Consider the following 16,028-nt stretch of genomic DNA (forward strand, 5'->3'; position numbering starts at 1 on the left):
GGACCTAAAACCTAGAACCTAATCTCTTTCCTTATCTCGTCTGACATAAGCCACAGAACACAGTGGCTCTTTGTCCCAGTTTTATCTCACTGAGCAGATTGCCACATTGGGTACAGGTTTGGCCGCCCCGGCCATAGACATGCAGCTTTTGAGCAAAATATCCTGGCTTACCGTCAGCATTTGTGAAATCTTTTAACGTTGTCCCACCTTGTTTAATTGCATTAGCCAAGATCTGTTTTATCTCAGACACTAAGATTATCAGGCGTTCTGAATCTACCTTGCCCGCTTCTGTCTCTGGGTGTATTCCCGCAGCAAACAGGGCTTCATTGGCGTAAATGTTTCCCACTCCGACGACGATATGGTTGTCCATGAGGCAGAGCTTTATCGCCTTCTTCTTATTCTTTAATGCTTCAGTCAAATAACCTGGGGTGAATGCCTCTGTTAGCGGTTCAGGTCCCAGTTTAGTAAGTAGGGGATGAGCATCGATGGGAAGTTCATACCATAACCAGGCTCCGAAGCGGCGAGGATCGTTAAAGCGTAATATCTTACCGCTTGCTAAGGCTAAGTCGATATGATCATGTTTCTCCACTGGAGTTAAGGCTGTCACGATCCTTAAGCTGCCAGACATACCGAGATGCACGATGGTCGTGCCAGCATCTGTGTCAATAAGCAGGTATTTAGCACGGCGGTGTACACTACGTATGGTTTGACCGACAATCTGCTGGGCAAGTTCAGGCACAGGCCAACGCAGACTAGCGTTACGTACGGTAAGTCCGGTAACCTCTTGGTCAATTAAGTATGGCGAGATCCCCTGTCGGGTCACCTCAACTTCTGGAAGTTCGGGCATATTAACTCTCTTTATCCATACTGGCAGCGGTCTCGGAAACCGGAGCGCTAGTAATTTTAATGATTGGGTTCAAGGCTTCTCTTAAACTTGGAGGGATGAGATACCAGTTATTTGCCGAAGAGCGCAGTAGTCCCTGCTTTTGATACCAGTACCAGGTTTGAGCCTGATTGTTATCGGCTATCAATATCATCACCTCAAGGGGCTTGTCGGCATTGGCATGTTCAAATAAGGCTTGTTGATCAGCAGCGGGTGACAGCTGTATCTCGCTCCATGCATTGGCCCAAACTTGGCAATTAAGCACGCTCTCATGGCATTGCCATTGGCTGCCTTTACTGAGCCAAAGATCATTGACCTGTAGCTGTGCTAAGGGTGAAAATTCGTCGAAAAGTGGATGTGCATCCGAGGGCAATTTGGACGTCTTGTCATCGAGCAAAGTCAGTATGGCTATCATCATCAATGTACTAAAGATGATGATGTTATTCCATTTTTTACGTGATAGCGCCATAGTGGTTACTTCAGCCCGTCATCTAATGTTGGTTAGTTAATCAGTGTATCGGTTAGTTACCCAGTCTTCAAATGAAGACTTAATGCATTCATTCTTTTTAGGTCTGGCGTATATTGGTGTTTAGAGGGCGGGCTTTGCCCTGCTAGGGCTACTCACTTGAGTACGGAACGCTTCGCTTACGGAATAGCCGATGGCTACAGGAACGCTTGGCTTACAGTAAAAGCAACACTGAGCATTTGCCATTGCCGTCATCCTGGGCTTGTTCCGGGATCCATTATTTTGAATGTTCATCACATTAATAAATACAGTTTCTTTATGTATTGCATTGTCTTTTGCTGCTTGAGTAAATTGTGATTCTGTCACGCAGCTTTCACATTCAATATGATAGCTCTGGAGATCTTCTGGATGAGTACTGTTAGCAAATGCGGCTGTTGAAAATTGAGCTGCTGTTAATATAAATAATGTGGATAGTAACTTCATCTAAATTACTTTTTATAGATATACTTTTATTGTTTGCGAAGCTTCTCACGCCCCAATGAACAAATATGAGTCATCATAAGTTGTAACAAAATCAACATAAAGGCAGCGAATCTTTATTTTTTTTGTTTGGTTTCATGATCAAAATTAGGATGATAATCCTCATGGTTATTCTCAAATAAAGGGCCCGTAGCCAATTAGCTTAATTCGAAGAGATGAATACCCGGTGTAGGTACGGCTGTGGGCTTCGATTTTAGGGCGAAGTTTCACCCAGTGGAACTCTTTGAGCGGGAGGTAAGGTCGCTCTCGGACTCCTGTCCTTTACGACATTGAGACTTCCTGTCTGGCAGATATCGAACTGGCCGTTTAACATGGAGGTTATTGGAAACCATAGAGCACATAGGGTTATATTTACAACGTCCAACAGAAGTCACTACATGTGAGGTTGTTTCTAGACATCCTGTCTTCACGACATAGGTGAATCCTATAGATAACCGTTAAGCGATAGTTTTCAACAAGCTAATTAAACCCCCATTCTGCTCAATGAACTCTATGTGAACGAAGTCTTCTCATTGAAGTCATGATTTTAGAAAGTCATTAACATAAGCTTGAATTTGATCGACGACTTGCTCTAATTGGTACTCAGCTGTAAGTGGTTTAATGTATTTCTCCGGGTGAGACAGAGCATGGTTTATGCGCTCAGTTAATGATTCACCTTCACGCACAATCCCGGGGAAATCTTCACCTAATACCTCTATTGCTCCAATGGTATCGGTCGTAACAATTGGGATATTTAAAGTCATAGCTTCAAGTAGCACATAACCCATAGTTTCGGTTTTTGAACATAAAACTAAGCATCGGGAGTGAGATAAAATAGCAAATGGATTATTGCAGTTATCTGTGAAATGAACCTTGTGATCTAGCTTGGCTAACTTCGCTTCAGACTTTAATTGTGTCATTAAAGGTTTGTGTTTTTTGAGTTCACCACCGATGAAGACTAAATCAGCACTAGTGTTGAGAGTCGGGTTGTTGAGATAACTTGATAGAAGCAAATCTTGTTGTTTTGTCTCGGTGAAACGACCGATATGAGTGATAAATGAATCAGGCAATTTGCCATGAGGAAATTCAACAGCCTGCTTAGAGAGTCTTCTGACTCTCTCGCTGTCAAAGGGATTGGGTATATAGACAGGTTTATGGACAGTAAAAGGGGCGAGTTCGATGCCAAGTTTTTTTGAGATGATAATATTATGACCACGACTAAGCTTTCGTTTTATTTTGCATCGCTCAATAAATTGTTTTAAAGATGACTTAGCTTGTTTATACCGGCGTGTACGATCGCTATGAATAATTGAGATGCTTTGATCAACTCCCACATATTTTTGACCAACATTATCTATAAGAATAAGCACTTCATCTCTATGTTTTTTATAGTTTACTAGACTCAGTTTGTTTATTTGTTTTACATCAGCCCAATCACACCAGTTAACTAGAGATTCAGGTGCCTCCTTGCCGGTATTCCATACCTCTATTTGGTGGCCACGACGGAAAAGTTCTTTTCCAAGAATGATCGTCGCTGCTTCAGCTCCACCGCTTTCTAACTGTCTAACAACAAAGATGTATTTCATAAATATGGATACCAGTTAATATGTTCTCGATATTGATTTTCGACTTGAACAAAGTGGCTGTAGCTTAAATCGAAGAGGTCACACTCAGGTGTAGATGCGGCAGTGATCTTCGATGACAAGGCGCATAATGTTCCCGACATTATGCGGCATTTCCTACTATCCGTGTGGGTCAGATGTCATCGTAGAGACTACAAGAACCCTTTTCGTTAATAGAGTGGGCGTCCGTCTCACTGAAGTATCTGCACATTGAGGTCGTTCCTCGACATCCTGCCTTTACGACATTGGTGCGTCTGACCTCCACGGATGGAGGAAATGTCTTATGTATGTCTGGAACATACAAGACCCTGCACGGCATCCACGGAAGGTGATAAACATCATTGAAGCCATGGTGTCCAGTAAACCAACCAAACATCAATTCCCCCAATGAACCTAACAAAAAGATACTTATAACTTGTTATCCGAAGAAAACAAAGGGTAATAGCCAATTAGCTTAATTCGAAGAGATGAATACCCGATGTAGGTACAGCTGTGGGCTTCGGTTTCAGGGATGAAATCGCAGAGCGTATAGGGATATATTTATAGCGTCCCACAGAAGTAGTTACATGAAAGCCTGCTGCGGGCAATAGATATCAATACTGTCTTGGTGTTCGGAGTATCGCCAAACACCAAAACTGCTCAATGAACCCAGCTAAGAGATATTTCAAACTCACTATTAGGAAGACCACTCTAATGGTGTGTTATATAAAGTCGCTGCAGGCGATAGATAACAGTGAAGTTCAGGTTCTCAATAAGCTAATTAAATACCTATAAACTAAAGAAAAGATATTTATAACTTACGATCAGGCAAGTCATTACCCCCCTGTTGTATTCATAAAGCGCAAAATCTGCACCTCGCCTTCTTCCCCAAACACGTGCTCTTTAGGCTTAAGTTTTATGGCATCCAAAATGGCGGTTTTTAACTTATCTATATCCCCTGGGAACTCTCGCACGATGGCTTTAAGATCCACCGAATGCTCATTACCTAAACAGAGGAGTAAGCGTCCCTCGACTGTGACACGAACTCGGTTACACTCATGGCAAAAATTATTACTGTGGGGGGAGATAAAGCCCACATGTATCGAGCTGCCCGGCATAGTGTAGTAGCGAGCTGGCCCCCCGGTGCGTTTATCGGAAAGCTGTAGTTCATATCGTTGGGATATGATTGCCTTAACCTCCTCACTGCTGCAGTGACGGCTCTTTTTGCGCTCATCGATCACGCCCAGAGGCATCTCTTCAATAAAGGCGATATCGAGTTCACGTTCGCGACAAAACTCGATAAGATCTAACACCTCATCATCATTTTGACCGCGTAAGATGACAGCGTTGATTTTGATGCGTTTAAATCCCGCTGCTTTTGCGGCATCTATCCCATTTATAACACGCTCTATCTTGCCATTTCGAGTTAACTCAGTGAAGAGAGCGGGTTTTAATGTATCTAGGCTGATATTTAATCTGGCAAGGCCATAGCCTTTCATCTTTTGCGCAAATTTGGTCAGTCTGGAGCCATTGGTGGTCATGGACAGTTCAGATAAACCGGGAAGAACACTCAATCGTTTCACCAATTGGTCACAGTCGGTACGCACTAGAGGTTCACCACCGGTTAAGCGTATTTTTTTCACGCCTAATTCGGTAAAGGCTTGGCCAACCCAAGCCAACTCTTCTAAACTAAGTACTTGCTCTCGTTCAAGAAAACAAGGTTCTTCACTCATGCAATAGACACAACGGAAATCACATCTATCGGTAACGGAAAGGCGCAAATACTCTACCTTACGTCCGAAGGTGTCGACGATTAAACTCATATTAGCTTCCTACACCGCAGACTATAAAAGATCGGCAAAAGGTTGAATATAAACGACATCGCCTGAATTCAATTGTTCATCTTGTTCGCCTATTACGATGAAACAGTTTCCTTGCACCATTGAGCTCAACATTCCAGAACCTTGTGCACCTGTCGTTGTAACATGTAGCTTGCCATCTTGGGCTAAGTGGAAAATACCTCGGATAAACTCGGTACGCCCTATTCGGCTGCGCATTTTACAATCAGCAATCGCAGGTACCATGGTTTGAGTCCACGCTTTCTCTCCCGCCAGTTTTCTGAGTGCGGGTTGCACGAACTGCATGAAGGAGACCATAACGGCAACGGGGTTACCCGGTAGACCAAAGAAAAGACTGTTACCAATTTGACCGAAGGCTAATGGTCTGCCTGGACGCATATTGATGCGCCAAAAGTTAATCTGTCCCACTTTCTCAAGCGCGAGTTTGATAAAGTCGGCATCACCAACGGAAACACCACCAGAGCTTATGACCACATCGGCATCAACAGCCGCTTGGCTCAGTGCTGCTACTAGGACCTCTTCCGAGTCATGTATGATGCCAAGATCGATCACCTCACACCCCAGCTTTCTCACCATCGACTTAATGGTAAAACGGTTTGAGTCGTAGATGCAGCTTGGCTTTAGCGGCTCACCGGGTTGGCAAACCTCATCACCGGTTGAGAATACGGCGACTTTAGGGCGTCTAAATACTGGTAGTTGGCCGAAACCAAGGGATGCCAGCATACCTTGTTCAGGTGCTTGTAAGCGATTATGGGCAGCGAGTGCTGTCTTACCCTTGGCAATATCTTCACCCGCGAGCCTGACATGTTGACCTAAGGCGATATCACCTTGAAAACTAATGCTGTCACCATTATCGGTTGCCAGTTCCTTCATCTGTACGGTATCTGCCCCAGCGGGAACCGGAGCACCGGTCATGATGCGTACCGCTTCGCCTTGCTGGAGTGTTTTAGCGTACTGGTGGCCCGCTAAGACATCGGCGACGACGGTGTAACTTGGCAACATTGGCACTGAATGCTTGAAGGCATAACCGTCCATCGCAGAGTTAGTTTGTTGTGGCACATCCACAGGAGAGATCGCGTCTTGGGCTAACACTCGACCATTGAGTTCATCGAGTTCAATGACTTCATATTCACTCACTGGCTTGACGAAGGAGAGAATGCTATCAATACCTTGGCGTACCGAGAGTGTTTTACTGCTATCGACTTCACAGCCACATTCGGGCGCTTGTGGTGCCAGTGGCACACTTGTGGCGTTAGGTTGCCAACTTTTGGCGTATTCGATAACAAAATCGGCTATCTGCTCGACATTATTGATATCAAGACGGCGCAGTTCACCAGGAAGCACAGTTTCGTCGCAACAGGCTATGGCTTGAATATTGGTGTCATGGGTATGGATAAAGGGTTTACCGTGGGCGGCACGATGCAACTCTATCTTAGGCAGTTCGAGTTTTTTAAAGCCCTCGACTAAGACGATGTCGACTTTGTCCTGCTCTATTTGTTGAAGTAGGTGAGGCAGTTGTGGATCTCCATCAACCTCATCTTCAGTCATTAAGGCCCAACGAATGTGTGAGGCGACCAACATCTGACGAGCCCCTGCTTTACGCATCTCGTAACTGTCTTTACCTGGAGTATCCACATCGAAATTATGATGAGCATGTTTAATCACAGCGAGTTTGACGCCGCGACGACTTAGCTCAGGAATGAGTTTCTTTAACAGTGTGGTTTTTCCTGTGCCGCTATAGGCACAAAATCCGAGGACTGGGATCGACAACGGATTGGTAAAGGGAGTAGACATTGATACCTCGAATATTATTTGGCTATTGCCTCAGCAAGTTGTTGTTTCTGTTCTGGCGTGTTGACGTTGACGAAAGCATTAGCTTGATCGGAAAAATCAGTCACCACGTAGTGATGTTTGGCGTACCAGAAATCGATTTTACGTTCACCCTTGTCTAAAAATTCCTTCATTGAATTCCGTAAACTGGGTTTTAGCAGCAGCACTACGGGTTGTTCGCGCTTACCGTCACTGGCGACAGCAAGTTCAGCATCTTCACTCTCTATTTGAGTCAACATACGCTCGACGAGATCTAAGGGTAAAAGCGGGCAATCGCATGGAACCACAAGTAGGTAATCGGCTTGAGTTTTCCCCATCGCAGTAATCATTCCAGCTAAAGGGCCTAAATAACCTGAGTCTTCATCACTGAAAACCGAGTAACCGAAATCAGCATAACGGCTTTGGTTACGATTTGCGTTGATCATGATCTCTTTAACTTGAGGTTTAATTCGATCTATCGCATGTTTGATCATTGGTTGGTCTAAAAGCTCGACTAAACCTTTATCATTTCCACCCATACGTCTGGCCATGCCGCCAGCTAAGATCACAGCATCAATTCGCAATGACATACCTTGGTTCCTGTAACGTTGTTTGGTCGCTGCTCAAATCCTCTTCTGAAGGGGTCGATGCACGAATACCTTGATTGGTTATTTGCCAGTTTTGATCACATAAGCTCGTTAGTACACAAGATTGATGACTACTGACCAAGATTCCTGTGCCTATTTGTTGAAGATCTTGCACCATACTTAGCACTAGATCTTGAGAATAGGTGTCCATGTTGGATGTGGGTTCATCTAACATCAGTAGTTTAGGCTGCATGATCCAAGCTCGGGCAATAGCTAAGCGTTGCCTCTCTCCACCCGATAGACTCGATGCAGCTTGCTTGCTTAGATGTGCTAAGTCAGCCTTTTCTATCGCATCTTGGGTTCTTTGTTCGAGCTGTTGTTTGCTCATTTCACAAAAGGGGTGTGGGTAGTTGAGGTTATATTCGACATTGCCGTCAAAGAGGTAAGGGTGTTGATGCAGGTAAACCGCCTTACCCAATAGTGGGTTTGAACGCCACCAAGGTAATGGCGCGAAGCCTTGGGTTGAGATAGTTCCCTTGGTAGGGGCGATTAATCCGGCTAGCAACTTCATTAAGGTACTCTTACCACTGCCGTTATCGCCTTGCAGGTGTATGGTTTGGCCTTGTGCAAGTTGCAATCTTTCGACAGAAAAAAGCGTGCGCTCACCAAATCGCATTTCGATATTGTTGGCAATCACTTTAACCATATTTAATGGCTCCTCGGCTCAGCTTTTCCTCTTAGGGTACCTAAGGTGAAGTTGAGAATAAGCGATAAAATAAGCAAAACCAGACCGAGTGCGATAGCTTGTGCAAAATCGCCTTTGCTAGTTTCGAGGGCTATAGCCGTTGGAATATTGCGGGTAACATCGGCAATATTACCACCGACCATCATGGAGCAACCCACCTCAGTTAATATCCGACTAAAGCCTGCGACAACGGCGAGTAGCAGAGGAACTTTCAGCTCTCGACATAGAGTCCAAATAGCCCTAAGCCAAGAGGCTCCTAAGGTTCGAGATGTTTCCCATGCACGTCTATCCACACTGGTAAAAGCAGCCTGACTCATAGAGACAAGTACGGGAGCGCAGATTAACATCTGGCCTAGTATCATGCCCTTTTGAGTGAATAGCCATCTTAGATCACCTAGGGGACCCATACGAGTCAACATAAGATAAACAAGAAGTCCGATAACCACAGTGGGGATAGATTGCAAAGTTTGAATCATGTTGGTGATAAACCAGCGGCCGGGAAATCGGCCGAAAGCCAGCATAAAACCCAATATCATCGAGGGCAGCAAGGTGATAGCAAGTGCTGCGAAAGACACAGAGAAAGAGACGGAAACAATGGCCCACACATCTGGGTCCAACGAAAACAGCAGACCAAAGGCCTGCTGTATAAGGGCTAACCAGCCTTCATTCATGTGTGGTATACCCAGTTTAATAATCGAACACCTACAATCTTAGGTGTTCCCTGTGTATACCATGTTAAATAATGGCTTATCCAGAACCTTAAAGTCATTCGCTATAAGTTGCCTTAAATAGTTGCTCCCCATGAACTTTATAACTATTGATCATGCCTTGAGCTTCGGCACTGATCAACCAATCACTAAGCGCTCTTGCGCCCTTATGGTTAAGTTCAGGGTATTTAGCAGGGTTAATTAGCATAATTTGATATGGATTAGCTAATGCTTCTCCGCCATCAAAATCAATTGCCATATCAAGTTTAGCTTTATAAGCTACGAAGGTACCGCGATCAGATAGCGTATAACCTTGAAATTCATCCGCCATAAGTAGGGTTTTACCCATACCTTGACCTACAGATTTATAGCCTGAGAAAGTGGGATCGATGTTAGCATTTTTCCAGATGATCAACTCTTTCATATTGGTGCCTGAGTTATCTCCACGAGAGATAAAAGGTGCGCCAGATTCTGCTATTTTAGCAAAAGCCTCTTCAACTGTCTTACTACTACGGATCTTAGCTGGGTCATTTTTAGGGCCCAAGATCACAAAATCGTTCTCCATTATGCCGCGAGGCAAAAGTCCGAAGCCTTCATCGACAAATTTAGCTTCTGCTGCAGGTGCGTGAGTCATGATGACATCGACGTCACCTTGGCTAGCAAGTTTCAATGCTTTACCTGTGCCCGTAGCAATTACCTGTACCTTGTAGCCTGTTTCAGCTTCAAATTTAGGCAGTAAATTATTCAGCAGACCTGAGTTATCAGTACTCGTGGTAGTGGCTAATTTGATAACTTCTTCGGCTTGCACTGGCATTGCTGTCATTAACGTCGCAGCTAAGGCTAAGCTGAAGATAGATTTAAGGTTTAACATTCTTGCTCCTTGGCGTTTTGAAAACGACCCATCTGCCAAGATGAGTCATTTGAAATTTTGTATTATGATTAATGCTTTATAAGCAATTTGAATGCCAACTTGTTACACACCAGATTGGCTTCGCAAATCATCAGGCTTTGTGATCTCCGTCGCAAACTGCAATTGCCAAATACAGACATTTTGTCCCACAGGCCTCATTCTTTGGTTCACAGTGACCTATTTGCCCAACTATGGTGGTAGAATCATCATTAAATGAGTCAAAATGTCCTAAAGATGACAATATGAGCCAGATGAATAAAGCATTAAAACCACTTCCTTCAGCCGTTTCCGTGCTTATTGTTGACGATGAGCCTGGAATGCGTAGTTTTTTAAAAAAAGCACTCTCGAAAAAATTCGCTTTAGTTGAGACCGCTTCCAGTATTGAAGATGCCGAGCAATTGCGAAGTCGGTGCCACTTTGATCTGCTTATTGTCGATATACGTCTACCTGGACGATCGGGCATCGAATGGCATGAAGCCTTAAACGATCAGGAGCGTCGCTCAGACATTATCTTTATGACGGGTTATGCCGATATGGATGTGGCTATTAAGGCATTGCGAGCTGGTGCATCTGATTTCATCATGAAACCATTTCATCTAGAACAGATGATGAAAGCGGTAGATCGTTGTATCGAGCGTCGTTTGTTGAAACGTGAAAACCTGATGCTGCGTCGTGAAGTCTCAATCGGTCAATCCTCTACTATCATCGGCAGCAGTGAGGCCATGAAGGAGGTAAAGCATATTATCGAACGCGTCGCACCCACTAATGCCGTTATTCTTATTGAAGGTGAGTCGGGTACAGGTAAAGAACTGGTCGCCAGACAACTGCACCTATTGAGTGGCCGACAAGGTCCATTTGTTCCTGTTAACTGTGGTGCTATCGCTCCAGAATTACTCGAAAGTGAACTTTTTGGTCATTGCGCCGGTGCGTTTACCGGGGCTAAAGGTAACCGTGAGGGACTATTTAGCTTTGCATCTGGCGGTACTATATTTTTGGATGAGATCGGTGAGATGCCGCTGAAGATGCAAACGGCACTGTTACGTGTGCTAGAGCAGCGTACTATTCGTCCCGTTGGGAGTGAAAAAGAAACTAAAATTGATGTCAGAGTATTAGCCGCCACAAATAGGAAGCTTGCCGAAGAGGTTGAAGCCGGACACTTTAGGCGTGATCTATATTATCGACTCAATGTGCTAGATATCTTAATTCCCCCTTTGAGAGACAGACCAGAAGATGTGGTGGAGCTGACTCATCATTTTACCAGACAGTTAGCGGCAGAGCTTGGCGTAAAAGAAGTTGTCTGGAGCCATGAAGATATGGTGAAGCTACAGCAACATGAGTGGCCGGGTAATATTCGTGAGCTGAGAAACATGATTGAGCGTTGTATCCTATTGGGCAAACCGCCGGCAGAGTATTGGAAGCAACAACCTAAAGCCGAGGTACAAGCTGAATCTGGTTACCCGCTAGAGTGGTGTCTTAAAGAGGTGGAAAAGCACCATGTAACACAAGTTGTTGATGCCCATAACGGCAATAAGTCTGCTGCGGCACGAGACTTAGGCGTATCAAGAAAAACATTAGATAGAAAATACAAAGAGTGGTTCGGTATCGAACATCCCGGAGATGCTTCATAGCATTCTCATTAAATACGCTGAATGAATATATATTTAATAGGAATGGTATAAATGTCTTTTTTCCCACGTATTTTTGGTATTAATTGGCAGCAGATGCAGGCTAAAGTGCGTTATCGTATTCTTATCCTAACCTTATTGCCGATACTGTTGACGCTAGTGAGTTTGGTGTTTATCACCATTTACTGGAATATCAGTTATACCGGAAAGCAGCTCTTTATGAAGGTTAAAGCTGATCTTACTGTCGCTAATAATACCTTAATCTCTGTTCAAAAAAGTCAGGAAAAGCAGTTAGAACTCGTGATGGAGTCCTGGCAGTTTCAACATGACTTTAGATTGTTTAGTGGAACTAAACAAAAATACAGAGATCAGATAGATAGTTTGCTTGAAGAGCGGAAAGAGCAACTTAATCTGGATTTTTTGCGTTTGGTGAGCGTGTCAGAAGCTTCTGCCGATCCCGACCTTCGTCAAATGCTACAAAAAGTCGGTGGCTTGGTTCCTTTATCAGGACTGATGGTGTTGTCTCCAGAACGTTTGATCAGAATCGATCCTGATTTAGTTAACCATGCCAGTATCACTCTTGTCGATACGCCTCGAGCACAAAAACCAAACAAGAGCGTGGAGGAGAGGGGCATGCTAAGCCGCAGTCTACTGCCTGTTCCTGATGCCGATGGTCATGTGTCTTGGTATCTTGATGGTGGCATACTGCTTAACCGTGATATCCGCATTGTTGATCATATTCGAGATCTGGTTTACGACAAGGGAACATTACCTGAACGTTCAATCGGCACTGTTACTATTTTTCTCGACAATACCCGTATCAGTACCAATGTCCCTTTGCGCTTTTTTCCTCAAGGTAGTGAAACCGCGGGCAGAGCGTTAGGCAGCCTAGTATCCGATGAAGTTAAATCTAAAGTGCTTACTCAGGGGATGCAATGGGTCGACCGCGCTTTTGTGTTTGATGATTGGTTTATTTCGGCTTACGCTCCCCTTGAAGATGTTAATGGCAAACGGGTCGGTATGATCTATACCGGTTTTTCAGAGTCGCCCTTTATTCATGACTACCTACTGAATATTATAGAGTTAGGCACTATATTGATGTTGGTATTGCTGGTTTCTGGACTTCTTGTTTATCGGGGAGCTTACAGTTTACTTCAACCTATTGAACGAATTCATCATGTGGTTAAGGCGGTTCAATCGGGGAGAAATGTGCGGATCGGATCCCTTGGGCTTGAGCGTGATAATGAGTTGTCTAATCTAGCTGAACAGTTTGATCGTATGTTGGATCTGCTGCAAAAACGCAATACTCAAATTCAGGCCGCAGCAGAGCAACTTGAAGTTAAAGTTGAGGAGCGTACTCGTAGCCTGCAGGAGAAGACGGTCGAGCTACAAAATAACGTCGAACTGCTCAATGAAACCAGACAGCAGTTAGTGACGAATGAAAAACTGACGGCATTGGGAGAATTAACTGCCGGTATTGCTCACGAGATCAATAATCCAACAGCGGTTATCTTAGGCAATATGGAGTTGTTGAAATACGAACTAGGGGAAAATGCTGAGTGTGTAGAGGAGGAGATTGAGTTGGTTATTCAACAGGTCGGCCGAATTAGCACCATTATCCGCAGTTTGTTGCAATACAGTCGCCCAGGTGAATTCAACGCGCCTTTAGAGATGCATCAATTGACGCCGATTATAGAGGAGATGCTAGTACTAGTACGTCACTCTATACAAGAGCAGCAAGTGGTGCTTAGTCAAGAACTGAATGCCAGTTTTCCCATTGAGGTTAATCGTCCTCAATTACTGCAGGTGCTGATTAACTTAGTTGTTAATGCCGCCCATGCAATGGATGAGAAGGGACGGATTAGGATCCGTACCTATGACTGGGTACATAATGATGAGCCTATCGGTGTGAAAATTGAGGTGGAAGATGAAGGTAAGGGGATTCCAAAGGATCAACTCAGCCGTATTTTCGATCCCTTCTACACCACTCGAGCCGATGGTACGGGGTTAGGTTTATCGCTTAGTTATGGGATTATTAAACGAATTGGCGGCACCATAGAGGTCAACTCGACCGTAGGCAAGGGGACATTATTTACCGTAGGTCTTTATCATAAAGCTAAAGAAGATCAGAACGACACCCCCTATAACGGCTTATATTTTAACGAAACCTAGCTAACAAGTATTGATTGAACACAAGATAAAAAAATGCCGAGAAAATGAAAATTCTCGGCGATAAGAGTGTGTGAGCAATATCGTACTTTGCAAACTCAGCATACATATTCCGACAAGATTCTGCAGGAAGTGAGCAAATAGGCAGAGATGAAGTGCTTATTTATTCAGTTATGTATTTAGAGTCCTTGGAACGCATGCAAATAATAATCATTATCATTTAAGCTTGCAACTGTTTTATTCAATTTCAATAGGATTAAGTTGTATCATTTGCTTGATTACAAGTTAACTATTTGAATTTAAATGTTTATATTGGTAGGTAATTTAATTATAAAGAGTCTTATCTGAAGGATAGCTTGTTGGAAAAAGATAAAAAAATGCCGAGAAAAATAAAATTCTCGGCGATAAGAGTGTGTGAGCAGTGCTGTGTTTTGCAAATTCCTCATACATATCCCGACAAGGTTCTGCAGGGAGTGAACAAATAGGCAGAGATGAAGTGCTTATTGCTCAGTTATATATTTAGAGTTCTCGGAACACATGCGAATAGTAATCATTACTATTTGATGTGGCAAGTTTTTATTTATTCTTAAGCTGATCTTTACATTCGCTTGTCAGAGACTTCTGCAAACTTATTTTATTAAATGATGGATTATCAATATCTTGCTTAAGTTCAGTTATCTGATATTGGTTTGAGATCAGCATTTTGAGCATGGAAGAAAAATGATTCAAGGTTTTAACCTCAATATGTTGATAGCCTTGTTGCTTTGCCCAGCTCTCTTGAGCTTGTAATAGTTGCTGTGCTAAACCTAGTCCTCTAAATTCGGGCAAAACCCCACCTAGCCAACTATAAAATCTATCGTCAGTTTGTTCATATCCCAACTTAAAGCCTGCAACTTCACCTTCCACCTTGATAAAGAGTGCCAACATGGGTTTGTTTGAGAGTCGTAATTGGTACTCAACGAGCGAATATGGATTATCAAATTCAGGGATCGCCTGATTAAGCTCAAAAAGATGATTTAGCAGTTCAGGGGTGGCTAATGTAGTTTGCTCTATCTCAACTTGATACATCTTAAATCTCTCTGTTCGCGAGGTTAGAAAATGGAAAGTGGGTTATTTTAGTTGAAGATAGAGGATAAAAACAACTGGTCAGTCCAGTTTTTAATGTAAGAGTAAACTGCTTAAAAGGCGGTATTTGATAAGTCATTAATCAGCAAGCATTAATACCAATCGGAACGAATGCTTGCTGGATCTGCTTTGTCATTAAACTAGGTTACGGTCGTTACTTGATGTTTGAGAAGGTGAAATAATTTTTCGTTCGAGCACTTTTAACAGTACGCCGTAGGCAGGAAGGAATAAGCCTAAGCTAACGAGCAGTTTAACCCCATAATCTACACTGGCAATCTCAGGCCAGTGCTCGGCCATAAAGCTGTCTGTTGATGCATAAAAGGCGATGGCGAAGAAAACCAGAGTATCCACTAAATTGCCTATTAATGTCGATGCTGCAGGGGCTACCCACCAAGAGCGGGTATTGCGTATCTTGGCAAATACCGTGATGTCCATTAGCTGGCCGATAAGATAAGCGGCAAAACTAGCAAAGGCAATACGAAATACAAAGGTATTGAATTCAGATAAAGAGGCTAGCCCTTGAAAACTACCTTGATGAAATAATACACCCATCAGATAGGAGATAAGCAGAGCTGGCATCATTGCTTTGAGGATAATGCGCCGCGCTGAGCTTTGTCCAAATATCCGTACGGTAAGATCGGTTGCTAGGTAGACAAACGGAAAGCTAAAGGCTCCCCAAGTGGTATGAAGACCAAAGATCTGGAATGGAAGTTGAACCAGATAGTTACTGGCGCAGATAATTGAAATATGAAAACCGACGAGCAGCAATAGTGCGCGACGGATCTGTGTTGCCGTTAACGTTAACATCTTGTGGCCTTTTTAATTACGTGTTGAAGATCGCGGGGTGAGGGAACCCGCTATTTAGGTATCGCTTAGCTAGCTGACATCATAATGCCTATGGCTGCAATCAAATCGATACTGTCCCGTCAGGGGCGAAGAATTATAGAGATCTTTTGGCTATGAACAAGAGCATTGCTAAGATTTAGCTCAAAAAGTCATAAATTGTTCTAAAATAAGGTGACG

The 16,028-nt window shown here is 43.6% G+C and carries 15 protein-coding genes; 2 read left to right on the forward strand and 13 right to left on the reverse strand.

Annotated features, from left to right (window positions below):
* Window positions 1-31 precede the first annotated feature (31 nt).
* From mutM to HWQ47_RS01165, 11 genes are all read right to left on the reverse strand, one after another.
* Complete coding sequence (mutM, locus tag HWQ47_RS01115; RefSeq protein WP_269969374.1) at window positions 32-847, reverse strand: bifunctional DNA-formamidopyrimidine glycosylase/DNA-(apurinic or apyrimidinic site) lyase; 816 nt, start codon at window positions 845-847, stop codon at window positions 32-34.
* A 1-nt stretch (window position 848) separates the two neighbouring features.
* The gene (locus HWQ47_RS01120) at window positions 849-1,352 is read right to left on the reverse strand and encodes a hypothetical protein (protein WP_269969375.1); all 504 of its coding nucleotides are present in this window, start codon (window positions 1,350-1,352) and stop codon (window positions 849-851) included.
* 120 nt (window positions 1,353-1,472) lie between these two features.
* Complete coding sequence (locus HWQ47_RS01125; RefSeq protein ID WP_269969376.1) at window positions 1,473-1,832, reverse strand: hypothetical protein; 360 nt, start codon at window positions 1,830-1,832, stop codon at window positions 1,473-1,475.
* 575 nt (window positions 1,833-2,407) lie between these two features.
* Entirely contained in the window at window positions 2,408-3,454 is a 1,047-nt protein-coding gene (locus tag HWQ47_RS01130; RefSeq protein ID WP_269969377.1) for a glycosyltransferase, read from the reverse strand.
* Window positions 3,451-3,594 carry a hypothetical protein gene (locus HWQ47_RS01135; protein ID WP_269969378.1) on the reverse strand — a complete coding sequence of 48 codons (144 nt, stop codon included), beginning with the start codon at window positions 3,592-3,594 and terminating at the stop codon, window positions 3,451-3,453. Before HWQ47_RS01135 ends, HWQ47_RS01130 begins: the two co-directional genes overlap by 4 nt.
* A gap of 711 nt (window positions 3,595-4,305) precedes the next feature.
* Window positions 4,306-5,292 (reverse strand): GTP 3',8-cyclase MoaA, encoded by a 987-nt coding sequence (gene moaA, locus HWQ47_RS01140; protein WP_269969379.1) that lies wholly within the window; start codon window positions 5,290-5,292, stop codon window positions 4,306-4,308.
* Between the two features lie 21 nt (window positions 5,293-5,313).
* The gene (locus tag HWQ47_RS01145; protein ID WP_269969380.1) at window positions 5,314-7,122 is read right to left on the reverse strand and encodes a bifunctional molybdopterin-guanine dinucleotide biosynthesis adaptor protein MobB/molybdopterin molybdotransferase MoeA; all 1,809 of its coding nucleotides are present in this window, start codon (window positions 7,120-7,122) and stop codon (window positions 5,314-5,316) included.
* Window positions 7,123-7,136: 14 nt separating this feature from the next.
* Entirely contained in the window at window positions 7,137-7,727 is a 591-nt protein-coding gene (gene mobA / locus HWQ47_RS01150) for a molybdenum cofactor guanylyltransferase MobA (RefSeq protein WP_269969381.1), read from the reverse strand.
* Window positions 7,711-8,430 carry an ABC transporter ATP-binding protein gene (locus HWQ47_RS01155; protein ID WP_269969382.1) on the reverse strand — a complete coding sequence of 240 codons (720 nt, stop codon included), beginning with the start codon at window positions 8,428-8,430 and terminating at the stop codon, window positions 7,711-7,713. The genes mobA and HWQ47_RS01155 overlap by 17 nt, the downstream gene beginning before the upstream one ends.
* A 2-nt stretch (window positions 8,431-8,432) precedes the next feature.
* On the reverse strand, window positions 8,433-9,140 hold the full coding sequence (locus HWQ47_RS01160) for an ABC transporter permease (RefSeq protein ID WP_269969383.1): 708 nt from the start codon (window positions 9,138-9,140) through the stop codon (window positions 8,433-8,435).
* A 94-nt stretch (window positions 9,141-9,234) separates the two neighbouring features.
* Window positions 9,235-10,047, reverse strand: coding sequence for a substrate-binding domain-containing protein (locus HWQ47_RS01165; RefSeq protein WP_269969384.1), 813 nt, complete (start codon window positions 10,045-10,047; stop codon window positions 9,235-9,237).
* A 281-nt stretch (window positions 10,048-10,328) separates the two neighbouring features.
* Between HWQ47_RS01165 and HWQ47_RS01170 the strand changes: the two genes are divergently transcribed.
* Together HWQ47_RS01170 and HWQ47_RS01175 are read left to right on the forward strand one after the other, a co-directional pair.
* Window positions 10,329-11,714, forward strand: coding sequence for a sigma-54-dependent transcriptional regulator (locus HWQ47_RS01170; protein ID WP_269969385.1), 1,386 nt, complete (start codon window positions 10,329-10,331; stop codon window positions 11,712-11,714).
* Between the two features lie 51 nt (window positions 11,715-11,765).
* The gene (locus HWQ47_RS01175) at window positions 11,766-13,883 is read left to right on the forward strand and encodes a sensor histidine kinase (protein ID WP_269969386.1); all 2,118 of its coding nucleotides are present in this window, start codon (window positions 11,766-11,768) and stop codon (window positions 13,881-13,883) included.
* Between the two features lie 573 nt (window positions 13,884-14,456).
* Here HWQ47_RS01175 and HWQ47_RS01180 read toward each other — a convergent pair.
* Together HWQ47_RS01180 and HWQ47_RS01185 are read right to left on the reverse strand one after the other, a co-directional pair.
* Window positions 14,457-14,948, reverse strand: a complete 492-nt coding sequence (locus HWQ47_RS01180; RefSeq protein ID WP_269969387.1) for a GNAT family N-acetyltransferase — start codon at window positions 14,946-14,948, stop codon at window positions 14,457-14,459.
* Window positions 14,949-15,140: 192 nt separating this feature from the next.
* Window positions 15,141-15,812, reverse strand: coding sequence for a 7-cyano-7-deazaguanine/7-aminomethyl-7-deazaguanine transporter (locus HWQ47_RS01185; protein WP_269969388.1), 672 nt, complete (start codon window positions 15,810-15,812; stop codon window positions 15,141-15,143).
* Window positions 15,813-16,028: the final 216 nt, after the last annotated feature.

This window comes from Shewanella sp. MTB7 (assembly GCF_027571385.1).
Taxonomy (GTDB): domain Bacteria; phylum Pseudomonadota; class Gammaproteobacteria; order Enterobacterales; family Shewanellaceae; genus Shewanella.